The organism is Deinococcus sp. HSC-46F16 (assembly GCF_024171495.1).
Lineage (GTDB): Bacteria > Deinococcota > Deinococci > Deinococcales > Deinococcaceae > Deinococcus.
Map to the genome: position 1 here is coordinate 44721 of NZ_JALJZW010000008.1, position 16275 is coordinate 60995.

Genomic DNA, 16275 nt, shown 5'->3' on the forward strand with positions numbered 1-16275 from the left:
GGTTCCCCAACCCTTCCTAAGCCACAAGGCCCACGTTCGGGCCGGGCGAGCGTTGTTATGCTCCTCCCCGACATGCCGTTCGACTCCCGCGCCCTGACTGCCCTCGATTTCCCGCGTATCCGCGACGCCCTCTCGGAGCGCAGCGCCACGTCGCTGGGGGTGGAGCGGGCGCGGGCCATGATGCCCTCGGACGACGCGGAGCGCATCGCCCGCGAACTCGACGAGGTGGAAGATGCCCTCTTCGGCGTGAGCCTCAGCCTGGGCGGGATTCAGGACATCCGCGAGCTGCACGCGCGGGCGGGGGAGGGGCGCGTGCTGGCGGGACAGGAGCTGCTGAGCGCCGCCTACTCGCTCGACGGCGCGATGACGGTCAAGCGGGCGATCAATACGAACTCGCGTGGTCCCCTGCGCGACGTGGCGCTGGGGCTGGGCGAACACTCCGAACTCGTGCGCCGGTTCCTCTCGTCCCTCGACCGCGACGGCGGCGTGCGCGACGACGCCTCGCCCCGGCTGCGCGACCTGCGCAGCCGCATCGAGCCGCTGCGTGGCCGCATCCGCGAGCGGGTGACCGCCACCCTGGAGAAGTGGGCGGAGGTCTTGCAGGAGCACATCGTCACCATCCGCCGCGACCGCTACGTGCTGCCCGTGCAGGCCAGCCGGGTGGGGCAGGTGCAGGGCATCATCGTGGACGCCTCGGCCTCGGGGCAGACCTATTTCGTCGAACCCGCCACCATCACGCCGCTGAACAACGAACTCGCCCGCCTGATTCTGGACGAGGAAGCCGAGGTCCGCCGCATCCTCACCGAGCTGTCGGGCCTGCTGGCGAACGATGACGACGTCCCCATGACCCTCGCCACGGTGGGCGAACTCGACCTGATCGCGGCCAAGGCGCGGCTGGCCCGCGACTGGCACCTCAACCGCCCCGAGCAGGTGGTCGACCATACCTACGATCTGCGGGAAGCACGACATCCCCTGATCGAGAACCCGGTCCCCAACGACATCAGCCTGGGCGACACCAAGATGCTGCTGATCACCGGGCCGAACATGGGCGGCAAGACGGCCACCCTCAAGACGCTGGGCCTCGCCGTGCTGATGCACCAGTGCGGCCTGTACGTGGCGGCGGCCTCGGCGCGGCTGCCCGTGGTGCGTGACGTGCTCGTCGACATCGGGGACGAGCAGAGCATCGAGGCCAGCCTGTCCACCTTCGCCTCGCACCTCAAGCACCTCCGATTCGTGCTGCGGCACGCGGCCCCCGACACGCTGGTCCTGATCGACGAGCTCGGCAGCGGCACTGACCCCGCCGAGGGCGCGGCGCTGGCGCAGTCGCTGATCGAGACGCTGCTCGCCCAGGACGCGCGGGGCATCATCACCTCGCACCTCTCGCCCCTCAAGCTGTTCGCGCTGGAGACGCCGGGCCTGAAAAACGCCTCGATGGGCTTCGATCTGGAAGCGCTGGCCCCGACCTATCAGCTTCAGGTGGGCCAGCCGGGCCGCTCCTACGCCCTCGCCATCGCGCGGCGGATGGGCCTGCCGGGAGACGTGCTGGCGCGGGCCGAGGACCTGCTGGGGCCGGACGCGGGGCTGATGGAGCGGATGCTGGAGGGGCTGGAGCGCGAACGCGCGGACCTCGCGGGCGAGCTGGAGCGGGCCACGAGCGCCCGCCGCGAGGCGGAGGCCGAACTCGGCCGCGTGCGGCAGGAACGCGAGACGCTGGAGCAGCGGCGGAACGAGATGATCGCGGAGGCCGCCCAGAAGGCCGAGACGCTCTACGCCGACGCCATCGAGCGCGTCCGCAGCCTGCGTGCCCGTGCCCAGGAGGACAGCGCCCGCCCCCGCGTGATGCAGGAGCTGCGCGAACTGCGCACGGCGGCGCAAAAGGCCCGCCCGGCCCCGCCCGCCCCCCGCGAGGACCGGGGCGACCCGATCCGGGTGGGCAGCCGGGTAGACGTGCCCGCCTACGGGGCGCAGGGGCAGGTGCTGGAGATGCGCGGCGACGACCTCGTGGTGCAGCTCGGCGTGATGAAGGTGGGGGTGAAACGCCGCGACGTGCGCCTCAAGGCCGAGCCCCAGGTCAAGGCCCCGCGCCCCACCTTCGCCGGAACCGCCCCCAGCCGCTTCGAGAACGAGCTGCAACTGCGCGGCCTGGGGGTCGAGGAGGCGGTGGAGGAGCTGCGGGCCGCCATCGGGGAAGCCCACGCGCTCAAGGAAAGCCCGCTGCGGGTCGTTCACGGCAAGGGGCAGGGCGTGCTGCGCAGGCTCCTGCGCGACTACCTCAAGACCGACAAACGGGTCGAATCCTTTCACGACGCGGAGGCCAACCAGGGCGGGCACGGGGTCACGGTCGTGAACATCAAGCGCTGAGGGACGGGAGCAGTCAGACTTCCGCCAGCCGGGACCGGGCAGAATGGCGGGGTGAAGTCACTCCGCTCCCGCCTCGCCGCCCTCTGCCTCCTTGCCGCTGGAATGGCGGGTGCGCAGTCCTCCTTCATGGGCTTTCAGATTCCGCCCAATTACCTCTCGCGCTTCGCCAGCACCGAACTCGTGATCTCCACCGAGGCGGGGTACGGGGTGCGGGCCTTTCCGCTGCTGATGTCGCAGGACATCCGCGTCTCGGTGGTCAAGGCCCCGACCTACTGGGATTACAACGTCAGCACCCGCGTGAACGACACCACGCTCGCGGCGGGCGTCTTTTACAACGTGCCCCGGCTGGAGGTCACGCACGACCCCTCGAAGGGGCTGCAATACGGCGGGCTGCTTCAGGGTGGGGGCAACCTGACCAAGTTCTCGGCCGGGTACGCGCACCTGCTGTGGGAAAACCGGGCGCGGCTGCTGGGCAATGTGGGCGTGGCCTTTGTGGGGGGGGACGGCGTGCCCTATGCCCAGACGGAGGCGTCGGCGGGGTATGGCCGCAGCTTCGGCAAACTCAACACCTATGTGGGCAGCACGGCGCGGCTCTTCGCCTTCCCGGTGCAGCAGGAGGCGCAGGGGAGTGTGGACGCGGTGGTCGTTCTGAACACCACGCCGCTGCCGGGCCTGACCCTGGACGCGACCCACTTCGAACGCTTCGTGACCGGCGAGGTCGCCGTGCCCGCCTTCGGCCTGGGCCGCTACAACGAGACGAACGCGGGGGTGACCTACCGCCTGCCGGGGGACTCTGCCCTTGGCGGAGGGGCCTTTGGCGTCGGCGCCGTGCGCACCCGCCTCTCGCACGTCTGGCAGAGCGACGTGACCACCCTGCGGGGTGACCTGCTGCTGCGCCTGAGCGTGCTGCCCAGCCTGGTCGGTCCCTCGGTGGGCTACCAGTGGACGCCGGACGGGCAGGGGCGCTGGCTGGTCAGCCTGGTGACGTTGCCGAAGTGACCCCTGCGGGGGCGGGGCACGTGCTACGCTCCCCCACCGATGAGCGCCGCGCCCGTCCCGCCCCGCCTGACCGCCTCCCTGCTCGCGCCGGGGGCGGTCGCCTTTCTGACCCTGGGTGTGCTTCAGGCGATGTACGGGGCGGCTTTCCCGCTCTTTCAGGAACGCTACGGGGTGGGCGCAGGGGTGGTGGGCTGGGTGGCGAGCGCCCACTTCCTGGGGTCGGCGACCGCCCCGCCGCTGGTCGGGCTGGCACTGGGCCGCGTGAGCGTGCGGGCGGTGACGGTGGCGGGGGCGCTGATCCTGGCCCTGGGGGTCCTGGGGGTGGCGGTGGCGCCCACCTGGTCGCTGGTCGTCGCGGCGGCGCTGGTGGGGGGACTGGGGCTGGGCACCGTCAGTGCGGCGATCAATGCCGCCTACGCGAGTATCGGCACCCGCGCGGCGAACCTCGTCAACGCGGTCTTCGGGGTGGGGAGCATCCTCGCGCCGCTGCTGGTGCTGGGGCTGGGCGGCGTTTCGCTGGCGTGGCCCTTCGTGGTGGTGGCGGGGCTGAGCCTGCTCACCATCCTGGCGACCCGGATCTGGGGCGTGCCGGGGCTGCGGCCCCCTGCTGCCGGAACCCAGGCCGCCCGGCCGGGGCCGCTGCTGGTCCTCTTCGCGCTGGTGCTGGGGCTGTACGTGGGGCTGGAGGTGGGCTTCGGGGCGTGGCTGGCGCGGCATCTGGGCAGCGTGGGCTTTGCCGCCCCCGCGCTTATCCTCAGCGGGTACTGGGGGGGGCTGACGCTGGGGCGGGTGCTGACCGGGCTGGTGGGGGGGCGGGTCGCTCCGGCGAGGCTGGTGCTGGCGGCGGCCGCGCTGGCGACCCTGGCAGCGTTGGCGGCCACCATTCCGGCCCTGGCCCCCGCCGCCTACGTGCTCGCGGGCCTCAGCCTGGGGCCGGTGTTCGGCACCACGCTGGCGTGGACGGCCTCGCGCCTGCCCGCCCGGCAGGTGCCCTACCTGCTGGTGGCGGGGTCGGCGGGCGGGGTGCTGGCCCCGGCGGGCCTGGGGGCGCTCGTCGCCGCCTTCGGTGCGGAGGCTGTGCCGCTCGCGCTCGCCGCGCTGGGGGTGGGCCTCACCGGGGTGGTGGCCCTCACGGCGCGGGTGTCGGCGCGGTTGCTCCCGGCCTGACGGGCACCCCCAGCGTTCCGCGTTGCCGCTCCGGCGGGCCTGTGACACAATGCCGGGCGATTCTCGGAAAATCCCGTCCCCGACATCACCCACCCCCACACAGCGGAGGTCCCCAGTGGTTCAGGCACCCCGGCAGGTCAAACTCACCCGCGAAGGCTACGAGCGCCTTCAGCGCACCCTCGCCCAGGAACAGGCCCGGCTCGCCGAGGCCACCCGCATCCTGCAAGAACAGATGGAGACGAGCGCCGACACCGAGGACACCGGCCTCGAGGACGCCAAGCGCGAGAAGATGGGCATCGAGGCCCGCATCGAGGAACTCGAGGAAACCCTCGCCCGCGCGTCCATCATCGAGGACCACGAAAATGACGGCCGGGTCGAACTCGGCGCGGTCGTGACCCTCGCCAACGAGACGACCAAAAAGGACATGCGCGTGCAGGTCGTCAGCGCTCCCGAGGCCACCGTGCTGGGGGGCGGCCTGCCCCGCATCTCGGAAGACAGCCCGGTCGGCAAGGAGCTGATGGGCCGCAAGAAGGGGGAAGCCTTTGTGGTCAACCTCGAAAACGGCAAGCAGGTCAAGTACCGGGTGCAGAACATCGAATACTGAGGGCAGTCAGACCCGGAACGTCGGAGGCTGGGGCAGGTCCCCGGCCTCCCTTGTTGCCCCGCCCCGCGCCCAGCGGCCCTCTGCTACTCTCGCCCCCATGTCGGACCCCGCCCCCACCCCGGACCCCCGCCAGGGCCTGCACGAACAGACCGTCAGCCGCCTGAACAACCTCCAGGCCCTGCAAGAGGCGGGCTTCGAGGCCCACCCCTACAGCTACCCCCGCACCCACCACACCCGCGACGTGCTGGCCGCGCACCCTGCCCAGGCGCTGGAACCGGGGCAGGAGTGGCCGGAGGAGACGTACGTGCTGGCAGGCCGCGTGACCCTGCTGCGCCATATGGGCAAGGCGGCCTTCGCGGACCTGCAAGACGAGTTCGGGCGCTTGCAACTGCATTTTTCCAAGGCCGACACCGGGACCTTCGACGCGACGAAGAAGATTGACCTCGGGGACATCATCGGCGTCACGGGCTTTCCCTTCGTCACGAAGACCGGGCAGCTCACCCTGCGCGTGACCTCCTGGCAGCCCCTCGTCAAGAGCCTGCACCCCCTCCCCAGCAAGTTCCACGGCCTGCAAGACGAGGAACTGCGGGCGCGGCGGCGCTACCTCGACCTGATCGTGAACCCCGAGCGGCGGGAGGCCTTCCGGGTGCGCTCGCGGGCGATCCGTTTCATCCGGCAGTTTCTGGACGCGCGGGACTTCATGGAGGTCGAAGGCCCCACCCTTCAGGTCGTCCCCGGCGGCACCGAGGCCCGGCCCTTCCGCACCCACCACAACGCGCTCTCGCACGATTTCAGCCTGCGCATCAGCCTGGAGCTGTACCTCAAGCGGCTGCTGGTCGGCGGGTTCGAGCGGGTCTACGAGATCGGGCGCAACTACCGCAACGAGGGCATCGACCGCACCCACAACCCCGAATTCACCATGCTGGAGGCGTATTTCGCCTACGGGGACTACACGGACATGATGCGGCTGGTCGAGGAGATGCTGCATGCCCTCGTCACCGAGGTCAGGGGCGAACCCCGCCTGACCTACGGGGGCCAAGAGATCGACTTCAGCCTGCCCTTCCGGCGGCTGGATTTCGTGACGGCGCTTCGGCAGGCGGCCGGGATGGACTTCGACCCCACCGACCTCGCCCGCCTGCGCGAGTGGACCGACGCCCGGCATCCCGAGCTGCGCAAGGTCCCCGACTACAAGCTGCTCGACAAGCTGTTCGGGGAATACGTCGAGCACACGCTGACCAACCCCACCTTCGTGACCGACGTGCCGCTGGCGATCAGCCCGCTCGTCAAGGCGCACCGCTCGCGCCCCGGCCTCGCGGAACGGGCGGACCTGTTCGTGGCGGGCTTCGAACTCGCGCCGATCTACTCCGAACTCAACGATCCCCTCGAGCAGCGTGCCCGCTTCGAGGCGCAGTCGCAGAGGCGGGATGCCGGGGACGACGAAGCCCACGAGCAGGACGAGGATTTCCTGCTCGCGCTGGAATACGGGATGCCCCCCGCCGCCGGAATGGGGATGGGCATGGACCGCCTCGCCATGCTGCTCACCGACTCGGACTCCATCCGCGACGTGCTGCTGTTTCCGCTGCTGCGGCCGGAGGGCACCGGGGGAGCGAAGGTGGACGGGGAGGACACGGCCCCGCAGGGCTCAGCGACCTGAACCCAGTTTTGGAGGGAACTGTGGCCCCCCGGCCCAGTTTCCTTTCTGCTGAGTGCCCTCCCGAGTTAATTGGTTCATTTGACAAACAAAATTGCCCACGCGCACCATGTGCTTCTCAGACAGTCCGCTTGGGGTGCCCATGCGTGGGGCACCGTTCCCCCTCATCCTCGCCGGGAGGCGCCGTGCCGTTGTCCAGTCATTCCTTCACGCCTCTCGATCTGGCGGCCATCCGGGCGCGGCACACGCTGCTGCTGCTGGGAAGGCTGTGGGAGGGGGACCGGGCGCGGGTGGACCTCGCGCGGGAGCTGGGGCTGTCGCGCAGCGCAATCAGCTCCATCGTGGCGGAACTGATCGAGGCCGGGCTGGTCGAGGAAGCCGGGCAGCGCGGGGGCGGGCAGGTGGGCCGCCGGGCCACCCTGCTCGCGCTGCGGGCGCGGGCGGCGGGGCTGCTCGCGGTGGACCTTGGCGCCAGCCACCTGCGGGTGGAGCTGCTGGACCTGCGCTGCGAGCCGCTGGCGGGCCGCGAGGTCGCCCACGACGTGCTGGCGGGGCCAGGAGCGACCTACGCGCGGCTGGCTGACCTCGCCGCCGAGGTGCTGCGCGAGGCCGGGATGCCGCGCGAGCGGGTGGCCGGGGTGGGCGCAGGGGTGCCGGGACCGGTCGACCACGCGACCGGGCGGGTGGTGGCCCCGCCCAACATGCCCGGCTGGGACGGCGAGGACGTTCGCGCCGGACTGGAGCGGGCGCTGGGCCTGCCCGCCTGGGTGGACAACGACGCCAACCTCGGCGCCCTGGCCGAGACGCGCTTCGGGCGGCACCGGGGAGCCCGCGACCTGATCTACGTCAAGGTGGCGACCGGCATCGGGGCGGGGGTGCTGCTGGGCGGGCGGCTGCACCGGGGCGTGCGCGGCGGCGCGGGCGAGATCGGCCACATCAGCATCAACGAGCAGGGACCGGTGGGCCGCAGCGGCAACCCCGGCAGCCTGGAAAGCTACGCGGCGGCGCGGGTGCTGCTGGACACCGCCGAGGCCCGCCGGGCGGCGGGGGCCGTGACCACCCTGCCCCAGCCCCTCACCCTGGCCGCCCTGATCGCGGCGGCGAACGGCGACCCCCTCGCCCGCGAGGTCTGGACCGGGGCGGGGCACCACCTCGGGGTGGCGATCAGCACGGCGCTGAACCTCTTCAACCCGGCGGCGGTCGTGCTGGGCGGGCGGCTCTCGCAGGCGGGCGACGTGCTGCTGCGGGCCGTGCGCGAGAGTGCCCTGCGCCGCACCATGCCCGTCAATGCCGACCCCACCTGCATCGACCTGGGCACCCTGGGAGACCGCACCGGAGTGCTGGGCGCCGGGGCGATGCTGCTCGACCAGCTCCTGACCCCGGCGGGGCTGCGTCACCTCTACCGGGTCGCCGCGTGGGGCCGGGGACCGCCCGCCGCGCCGCTGCTGCCCTCGTCCCTCGCATTCCCTGCCCCTGGAGGCTTCCCATGAATCTGTCCCTTGCCAAGAAAACCGCGCTGCTCGCCGCCGCCCTCGCCGTCACGTCCAGTGCCTCCGCCGCCGGAAAGCTCGAAATCTTCTCGTGGTGGTCGGGCGACGAAGGCCCCGCCCTCGAGGCCCTGATCAAGCTCTACCGCCAGAAGTACCCCTCGGTGACGGTGGACAACGCGACCGTCTCGGGCGGCGCGGGCACCAACGCCAAGGCGGTGCTCAAGACCCGCATGCTGGGCGGCACGCCCCCCGACTCCTTCCAGGTGCACGCCGGGCAGGAACTGATCGGCACCTGGGTGGTCGCCAACCGCATGGAGGACCTCAGCGGCCTGTTCCGCACCGAGGGCTGGAGCAAGGTCTACCCCAAGGACCTCGTGACGCTGCTCTCGTCCAAGGGCGGAATCTGGAGCGTGCCTGTCAATGTCCACCGCTCCAACGTGATGTGGTACAACCCCGCCAAGCTCAAGGCCTGGGGGGTCACCCCGCCCAAGACCTGGAACGAGTTCCTGACGACCTGCGCGGCCCTCAAGCGCAAGGGCGTGGCCGCGCCGCTGGTGATGGGCGAGAACTGGACCCAGCAGCACCTCTGGGAGAGCGTGATGGTGGGCAGCCTGGGCGCCCAGGGCTGGCAGGACCTGTGGTCGGGCAAGACGAAGTTCACCGACCCCAAGGTCGTGCAGGCCTTCACCACCTTCGGCAAGGTCCTCGACTGCGCCAACAAGGACGCCAGCGGCCTCTCCTGGCAGCAGGCCTCCGACCGCATCGTGGACGGCACGAGCGCCTTTAACATTATGGGCGACTGGGCCGCCGGATACTTCACCACCACCAAGAAGCTGCGCCCCAGCACCGGCTTCGGTTGGACCGCCAGCCCCGGCACCTCGGGCACCTTCGTGATGCTGGCCGACTCCTTCGGGCTGCCCAAGGGGGCCAAGAACCGCGCCGAGGCCCTGAACTGGCTGCGGGTGCTGGGCTCCAAGGCCGGCCAGGACGCCTTTAACCCCCTCAAGGGGTCCATCGCCGCCCGCACCGACAGCGACCTGAGCAAGTACAGCACCTACTCCAAGAGCGCAGCCGCCGACTGGCGCAAGAACCGCATCGTGGGCAGCATGGTGCATGGGGCCGTCGCGCCCGAGAGCTTTACCAGCGCGTTCGGGGCCGTCGTGGACCAGTTCGTCGCCAGCCGCAACGCGCAGGCCGCTGCCAACGCCGCGCAGCAGCTCGCCACCCGCTCGGGCATCGGGCGCTGACCCGCAGGGCGCGGGGCGCAGGTCTGGGCCACTCGTCCCCGGCCTGCCCCCTGGGGCGGCGCTCCATGACGTTGCCGCGTGTCCTGGGCGTCAACTTCACTCCGCGCCGCCCTTATCTCGGGTTCTCACTTCGTTCGGCCCAGGAAGGTGTCCGTCACCTTGCTGGGCACCGTCCCATCTGGAGGTGACCATCCCTTGAAAGGCCTCTCCCGTGACCGGTTGTGGTCGGTCCTCGTGCTGCTGCCCAGCGTGCTGCTGCTGGCGGTGTTCGTGTACGGCTTTATCGGGCGCACTGTCGCCGTGAGCCTGACCGACTGGGGCAACGACCCCGCGCAGGCGCTGGCCCTGAACCCGGTGATCCGCCCGGTGGGGCTGGCGAACTATCAGGACCTCTTTACCGGCTTCCTGCAGGTCCGCTTCCGGCAGGAACTCGTCAACACGCTGTTTTTCACGGTGTTCTTCATCGCGGGGACGCTGGGGCTGGGGCTCGCCCTCGCGCTGCTGCTCGACCGCAACCCGCGCGGCGAGGGGCTGTGGCGCACCATCTTCCTCTTTCCCATGAGCCTGAGCTTCATCGTGACGGGCACCATCTGGCGCTGGATGCTTCAGCCGCAGGGGGGCCTCAACCAGTTTCCGGCCGTGTTGGGGCTGCCACCGGGCCGCTTCGAGTGGCTGAGCAGCACCGCGTCGCTCTGGGGGCTGGACTGGAACCGGGTGCCGCTGCTCACGGCGGCGGTCGTCGCGCTCGCGCTGGGCGTGGTGGCGTGGCGGGCCGCCCGCGCGGGCAACCGCACGCGGGCGTTGGTCGCGGGGGCCTGTGCCCTCGTGCTGCTGGGCTGGGCCGTCTTCGTGGGGCCGAACGTGCAGCTCTTGCCCGCGCCGGAAATCCACGGCTTCAACCTCGCCCTGATCGGCATCATCCTCGCCGCCGTGTGGCAGATGAGCGGGTACACGATGGCCCTCTACCTCGCCGGGCTGCGCGGCATTCCCGAAGAACTGCGCGAGGCCGCGCGGGTGGACGGCGCAAACGAGGTCGGCCTCTACCGCCACGTCGTCTTTCCGCTGCTCTCGCCCATCACGCTCAGCGCGATGATCATCCTGGGGCACATCAGCCTCAAGATCTTCGACCTCGTGTACGCGATGACGGGACCCGACAACACCTACACCTCGGTGCCCGCGCTGAACATGTACCTCACGTCCTTCCGGCAAAACCAGTTCGCGCTGGGGGCGGCCATCGGGACCATCCTCCTGATTCTGGTGGCGTTCGTGATCGTGCCGTATCTGGCGAGTGCCTTTCGCCGCGAGGAGGGCCACGCATGACCACCACCGCGCCTCCCGTGACGACGGCGCCGCCTGCCGCCGTGCCGCCCCGTCCGCGCCTCGGCCGCGCCGCGCTGTACCTGCTCCTGGCGCTGGCGACCCTCTTTTTCCTGCTGCCCGTCTACCTGCTGCTCGCCACGGCCTTCAAGACGCCCGAGGCGATCTCGCTGGCGACCACCTGGCAGTGGCCGCGTGAGCTGAACTGGGCCAGCTTCCGCGAGGCCTGGGCCAAGGTGGGCGGCAACGTCGGCAACAGCCTGCTGCTCGCCGTCAGCGCGACTGCGCTGTCGGCGGTGCTGGGGTCGCTGAACGGGTACGCGCTGTCCAAATGGAGCTTCCGGGGAGCGAATACCCTCTTCGCGCTGATGCTCTTCGGGATGTTCATTCCCTATCAGGCGATCCTGATTCCCCTCTTCCAGTTCATCAAGGGGCTGGGGCTGTACGGGAGCCTGGGCGGGCTGATCCTCGCGCACGTGGTCTACGGCCTGCCCATCACCACGCTGATCTTCCGCAACTACTACGCCGAGGTGCCCGACGCGCTGGTGGAGGCCGCGACCATCGACGGGGCCGGGTTCTGGGGCATCTACCGCCGGATCATCCTGCCGCTGAGCGTGCCCGCCTTCGTGGTCGTGGTGATCTGGGAATTCACCCAGATCTGGAACGAATTCTTGTTCGCCGCTACCTTGACGAACACGTCATCGCAGCCCGTGACCTACGCACTCTCGCAGCTCGCGGGTGGGCAGGCGGTGAGCTGGAACCTGCCGATGGCGGGCGCGATTCTCGCGGCGCTGCCCACCCTGCTGGTGTACGTGCTGCTGGGGCGCTATTTCGTGCGCGGGCTGCTGGCGGGGAGCGTGAAGGGGTAGGGGCGGGGATGCCCGTAGCCCCTCTCCTGCGGGGGAGGGGTTTTCTCACGTCTTCCCGTTCCTGCGGCAAATCCGGCAGCGGCCCTGGGGGGCAGCGGCTAGACTGCCCGGCGAGTCATGACGAGTGTTCTTCCCGTGGTGTTTGTCGTATCGCCCGAGTCCCGGCAGGCAGACGACCTCGCCGCCGCGTTGCCAGGGGCCGAGGTCGTGCATGTGGCGGGAGCCGAGGCCCTGCTGCGCGAGGCCCACGTCCGGCCGCCCGCCGTCGCGCTGCTGTACGACCGCACGCCGGGGGTGCCCCTGGTCGAGGTGCTGCCCCTGCTGCGCCAACGCGCCGAACTCGCCGGAACCCACTGGCTGGCGGTGGGCCAGGCGGGGCTGGGTGCCCTGCTCGCGGCGGGGGCCGACGCCCTGGTCAGCGACGCGACGCCCCCCGCCGGGCTGGCCCTGCAAGTGCGTGCCCTGCTCGCCCGCGCCGCCGCCCACGCCGAGACCCAGACCCGCATCGCCCGACTTCAGGGCCGCCTCGACGACTGGGAACACGAGGAGCGGGTGCGCGACCAGCTCGTGCATATGCTCGTGCACGACCTCAAGAACCCCATCACGGCGGTGCTGGGGCTGCTGGAGGTCGTGGAGGACGACGGCCGGGTGCCCGAGGACCTGCGCGAGCTGCTCAGGATCGCCCGCGACGAGACGCAGCACCTCCTGCACCTCTCGGTGAACATGCTCGACGTGCGCAAGATGCAGGCGGGCAAAATGCGCCTGCGCCCCGAGCTGGTGTTCAGCCCGATGTTCATGGACGTGATCGCGCAGGCCCGTGGCGACGTGGGCAGCGGGTTGCGCGACCGCTTGGTGGACGTGCAGGTGGCCCCCGGCCTGAGCCCCACCCGCGCCGACCCCGAAATCCTGCGCCGGGTGCTCGCCAACCTGATCAGCAACGCGATGAAGCACACCGTAGCCGGGGGCAGCATCCGTATCCGCGTGGCGCAAGACGGCGACCAGACCCACATCAGCGTCGCCGACGACGGCGAGGGCATCCCGGAAGAAGACCTCCCCAACCTCTTCGCCGCCTTCGAGCAGTCGCGCCTCACGCTGCACGGCCGTTTCGACACCGGGATGGGCCTGGCCTTTTGCAAACTCGCCGTCGAGGAACACGGCGGGCGCATCTGGGTCGAGTCCGAGCGCGGGGTGGGCACCACCTTCACCCTGACCCTGCCGCTGGCCGTGGACAGCGAGGAAGAAGAGGACTTCGTCGAACTGCTGAGCTGAAGGAGGGTGCCAGCCCACCGCAGGCAGGCTGCACCGCTAAGTGACGTTCTGGTGCAGGCCACGTTGAGTTTCAATTTGTAGCCCAACCGGAGATAGGCTGCGACAGGAGCCTTGCCGTTCGGCGTTCCAGACGCAGGCTTTAGTTCCCGAAGTGTAAGGCTCCTCTCAAAGGATCGAGCGGACACCACCGGGGAAGTGCGGGTGGCCGATTTGCCGGGTGCCGCCCCGGTTTGGAACCGCGCGAACCCGCCTCCCTCCGGCCCTCACCGCATGTTCGCCTACCACGTGCCGCGCCTTCTCGTGCTAGAACATGAGGCGTACCACAAGTCGGCTTAGGATTCGGTTCGTCAGTCCCCAATCTCTTTTTTTCAGGCTATTCGTGCGATTTTTCACGAGTGTTTTGGGAAAGGGAGAGGAGGGGCAGAAGGGAGCTTCCCATCGAGTACGCGAATTTCGTAGTCATGCTGGTGATCGCCCTGGGCATCGGCGTGCTGGCCGTCCTCGTCTCGGCGCTGCTGGGACCGAAAAAGGCCAGCCGCGCCAAGCTGATGGCCTACGAGAGCGGCAACGACCCCGAACATGGGGGCGTGGGCACCGGCCAGCGCTTCCCGGTGCACTTCTACCTCGTCGCCATGCTCTTTATCGTCTTCGACATCGAGACGGCCTTTTTCTTTCCGCTGGCGGTGGCGTACCAGAAGCTGGTGCCCTTCGCCTTCTGGGAGGCGCTGACGTTCGTGGCGCTGCTGCTGGTGGGCTACTACTACATCCTCAAGAAGGGGGTGCTGGAGTGGACCTGACAAGAGCGGGTACTCCTACGTCACCGAATCAAGAAAGGCGACTTGCAAAGCTGCGCAGCAGAGGGGCCGCCCCCGAGTCTGCGGCCACCCCACCTCCGCTTTCCCTCCCCGCCGAGGTTCCCACATGGCCCTGAAAGAACTGTTCGACCGCGACTGGCAGGAGCTGGAATCCGAGGGCATCCTCTTTTCCAGCCTGGAAAAGCTGGTGGCCTGGGGCCGCAGCAACAGCCTGTGGCCCGCGACCTTCGGGCTGGCGTGCTGCGCCATCGAGATGATGAGTTCGACCAACGGGCGCAACGACATGGCCCGCTTCGGCTCGGAGGTCTTCCGCGCCTCGCCCCGGCAGGCCGACGTGATGATCGTGGCGGGGCGCCTCTCCAAGAAGATGGCCCCGGTCATGCGCCGCGTCTACGACCAGATGCCCGACCCCAAGTGGGTGATCTCGATGGGCGCGTGCGCCTCCTCGGGCGGGATGTTCAACAACTACGCGATTGTCCAGAACGTGGACCACGTGGTGCCGGTCGACATCTATGTGCCGGGCTGCCCACCCCGGCCGGAAGCGCTGATCTACGCCGTGATGCAGCTTCAGAAGAAGGTGCGCGGCGAGGCCTTCGACGAACGCGGCACCGAACTCCCGATGGTGGAGGCGTGGACCCGATGACCGCCCTCGACCGAAGCCAGGCCATGCGGCAGGCCGTCACCGAGGTCATCGCCAATTTTGGCCTGACGCCCGACGACAGCCTCGAACCCACCGTGGTCGTGCCTGCCCCGCGCGTGCGGGACGTGGCGCGGGCGCTGGCCGAGCGCGGCTTCATGCTGATGGACGCGGTGGGGGTGGACTACCTCGCCTACCCCGACCCCCGCCCGGCCCGGTTTGCCGTGCTGTACAACATCTACCACCCCTACGAGCACCTGCGCCTCTTCCTGCGGGTGTGGCTCGACGACGGTCAGAGCGTGGACAGCCTCTACCCAGTGTGGCGGGCTGCCAACTACCTGGAACGCGAGGTGTACGACCTGCTGGGCATCGTCTTCGACGGGCACCCTGATCTGCGCAAGATCCTGACCCCCGATGATATGGAGGGCCACGCGCTGCGCAAGGATTTCCCGCTGGGGGAGACGCCCACCCTCTTCCGCGAGGGCCGCTTTATCGACCCGCCCACCTTCCGCGCCGGGCTGACCGGGGAAAGCCGGGGGCTGACCGGCTGGCGCGGCGAGCTGCGCCGGGGCCAGGGCGAGGACCGGGTGCCGCCCGTGATGCCGGAGGGACCACGATGACCGTCGAACCCCTGCGCCCTGCGGCCGAGGCCCCCGCCGAGGGCGGCACGCTGCTGCACACCGAGATCATGTCGCTGAACGTGGGGCCGCAACACCCCTCGACGCACGGGGTGCTGCGCCTCGTGGTGGACATGGACGGCGAGCGGGTGGTGCGGGTCACGCCCCACATGGGCTACCTGCACACCGGCTTCGAGAAGACCTTCGAGCACCGCACCTACCACCAGGGCGTGACCTACGCGCCGCGCACCGACTACCTGCATTCCTTCGGGCACGAGCTGGCTTACGTCCTGAGCGTGGAAAAGCTGCTGGGGGCCGAGGTTCCTGAGCGGGCCAAGGTTGTGCGGGTGATCCTACATGAGCTGGGGCGCATCCACTCGCACCTCGTCTTCGTGGGGACGGGCCTGCTGGACCTCGGGGCGCTCACGCCCTTCTTTTACGCCTTCCGCGAGAAAGAGACGGTCGTGGACCTCTTCGAGGCCGTGTGCGGCTACCGCATGAACCAGGGCTACTTCCGGGTGGGTGGGCTCTCCCGCGACATCCCGGACGGCTGGCCGGAGGCGGTCGCCCGCTTCCTCGAACAGCTCGAACGCGGCGTGGACGAGTACACCACCCTGTTCGCCGGGAACCCCATCTTCATCGACCGCGCCAGGGGAGTCGGCGTGATTCCGGCGGGGGTCGCGCTCGACCTCGGGCTGACCGGGCCGAACCTGCGGGCCTCGGGCGTGCCGCTCGACCACCGCAAGGACAACCCCTACAGCGGCTACGAGGAGTACGACTTCGAGGTCATCACCAGTCCCGACGGGGACAGCCTCGCCCGCTTCAACCTGCGGCTGTGGGAGATGCGCCAGAGTGCGGCGATCATCCGGCAGGCGCTGAAGAAGCTGCGACCCGGCCCGGTCAAGGACCCCAACCGCAAGATCAGCCTGCCGCCCCGGCAGGAGCTGGAGACGAGCATGGAGGCGGTGATCCATCACTTCAAGCTGGTCACCGAGGGCTTCCACCCCCCTCGGGGCGAGGTCTATGTGCCCACCGAGTCGGCGCGGGGCGAGGTCGGGTACTACATCGTCTCGGACGGCGGCTCAATGCCGTACCGGGTCAAGATCCGTGCGCCCAGCTTCGTGAACCTGCAAGCGCTGGAATACGCCTGCATCGGAGCGCAGTTCGCCGACCTGATCACCATTCTGGCGACCATCGACCCGGTGCTGGGGGACGTAGACCGGTGAATCATG

At 69.8% G+C, this 16275-nt stretch carries 14 protein-coding genes; all 14 read left to right on the forward strand.

From position 1 onward, the window contains the following. Nucleotides 1-72 precede the first annotated feature (72 nt). Nucleotides 73-2361 (forward strand): endonuclease MutS2, encoded by a 2289-nt coding sequence (locus L1280_RS14410; protein ID WP_253582991.1) that lies wholly within the window; start codon nt 73-75, stop codon nt 2359-2361. A 51-nt stretch (nt 2362-2412) separates the two neighbouring features. Further along, entirely contained in the window at nt 2413-3360 is a 948-nt protein-coding gene (locus L1280_RS14415; protein ID WP_253582994.1) for a hypothetical protein, read from the forward strand. Nucleotides 3361-3399: 39 nt separating this feature from the next. Continuing rightward, on the forward strand, nt 3400-4527 hold the full coding sequence (locus L1280_RS14420; protein WP_253582995.1) for a sugar MFS transporter: 1128 nt from the start codon (nt 3400-3402) through the stop codon (nt 4525-4527). Nucleotides 4528-4642: 115 nt separating this feature from the next. After that, nucleotides 4643-5131 carry a GreA/GreB family elongation factor gene (locus tag L1280_RS14425; RefSeq protein WP_253582997.1) on the forward strand — a complete coding sequence of 163 codons (489 nt, stop codon included), beginning with the start codon at nt 4643-4645 and terminating at the stop codon, nt 5129-5131. Between the two features lie 97 nt (nt 5132-5228). Then, a complete protein-coding gene (lysS, locus tag L1280_RS14430; protein WP_253582998.1) occupies nt 5229-6785 on the forward strand; it encodes a lysine--tRNA ligase in 1557 nt (518 codons plus the stop codon). A gap of 182 nt (nt 6786-6967) precedes the next feature. Further along, nucleotides 6968-8272 (forward strand): ROK family transcriptional regulator, encoded by a 1305-nt coding sequence (locus tag L1280_RS14435; RefSeq protein ID WP_371922922.1) that lies wholly within the window; start codon nt 6968-6970, stop codon nt 8270-8272. Beyond that, nucleotides 8269-9519 (forward strand): ABC transporter substrate-binding protein, encoded by a 1251-nt coding sequence (locus L1280_RS14440; protein WP_253582999.1) that lies wholly within the window; start codon nt 8269-8271, stop codon nt 9517-9519. The genes L1280_RS14435 and L1280_RS14440 overlap by 4 nt, the downstream gene beginning before the upstream one ends. A gap of 195 nt (nt 9520-9714) precedes the next feature. Then, the gene (locus L1280_RS14445) at nt 9715-10839 is read left to right on the forward strand and encodes a carbohydrate ABC transporter permease (RefSeq protein ID WP_253583000.1); all 1125 of its coding nucleotides are present in this window, start codon (nt 9715-9717) and stop codon (nt 10837-10839) included. Continuing rightward, nucleotides 10836-11705, forward strand: coding sequence for a carbohydrate ABC transporter permease (locus L1280_RS14450; protein ID WP_253583001.1), 870 nt, complete (start codon nt 10836-10838; stop codon nt 11703-11705). The genes L1280_RS14445 and L1280_RS14450 overlap by 4 nt, the downstream gene beginning before the upstream one ends. A 117-nt stretch (nt 11706-11822) precedes the next feature. Beyond that, nucleotides 11823-12974 (forward strand): sensor histidine kinase KdpD, encoded by a 1152-nt coding sequence (locus tag L1280_RS14455; RefSeq protein ID WP_253583002.1) that lies wholly within the window; start codon nt 11823-11825, stop codon nt 12972-12974. 461 nt (nt 12975-13435) lie between these two features. Beyond that, the gene (locus L1280_RS14460; RefSeq protein WP_253583005.1) at nt 13436-13771 is read left to right on the forward strand and encodes an NADH-quinone oxidoreductase subunit A; all 336 of its coding nucleotides are present in this window, start codon (nt 13436-13438) and stop codon (nt 13769-13771) included. A gap of 124 nt (nt 13772-13895) precedes the next feature. After that, nucleotides 13896-14432: an NADH-quinone oxidoreductase subunit B family protein gene (locus L1280_RS14465; RefSeq protein ID WP_152868131.1), complete on the forward strand. Its 537-nt coding sequence runs from the start codon at nt 13896-13898 to the stop codon at nt 14430-14432. Then, entirely contained in the window at nt 14429-15046 is a 618-nt protein-coding gene (locus tag L1280_RS14470) for an NADH-quinone oxidoreductase subunit C (protein WP_253583007.1), read from the forward strand. The genes L1280_RS14465 and L1280_RS14470 overlap by 4 nt, the downstream gene beginning before the upstream one ends. Beyond that, nucleotides 15043-16269 carry an NADH dehydrogenase (quinone) subunit D gene (gene nuoD, locus L1280_RS14475; protein WP_253583008.1) on the forward strand — a complete coding sequence of 409 codons (1227 nt, stop codon included), beginning with the start codon at nt 15043-15045 and terminating at the stop codon, nt 16267-16269. The genes L1280_RS14470 and nuoD overlap by 4 nt, the downstream gene beginning before the upstream one ends. The last annotated feature ends 6 nt before the right edge of the window (nt 16270-16275 follow it).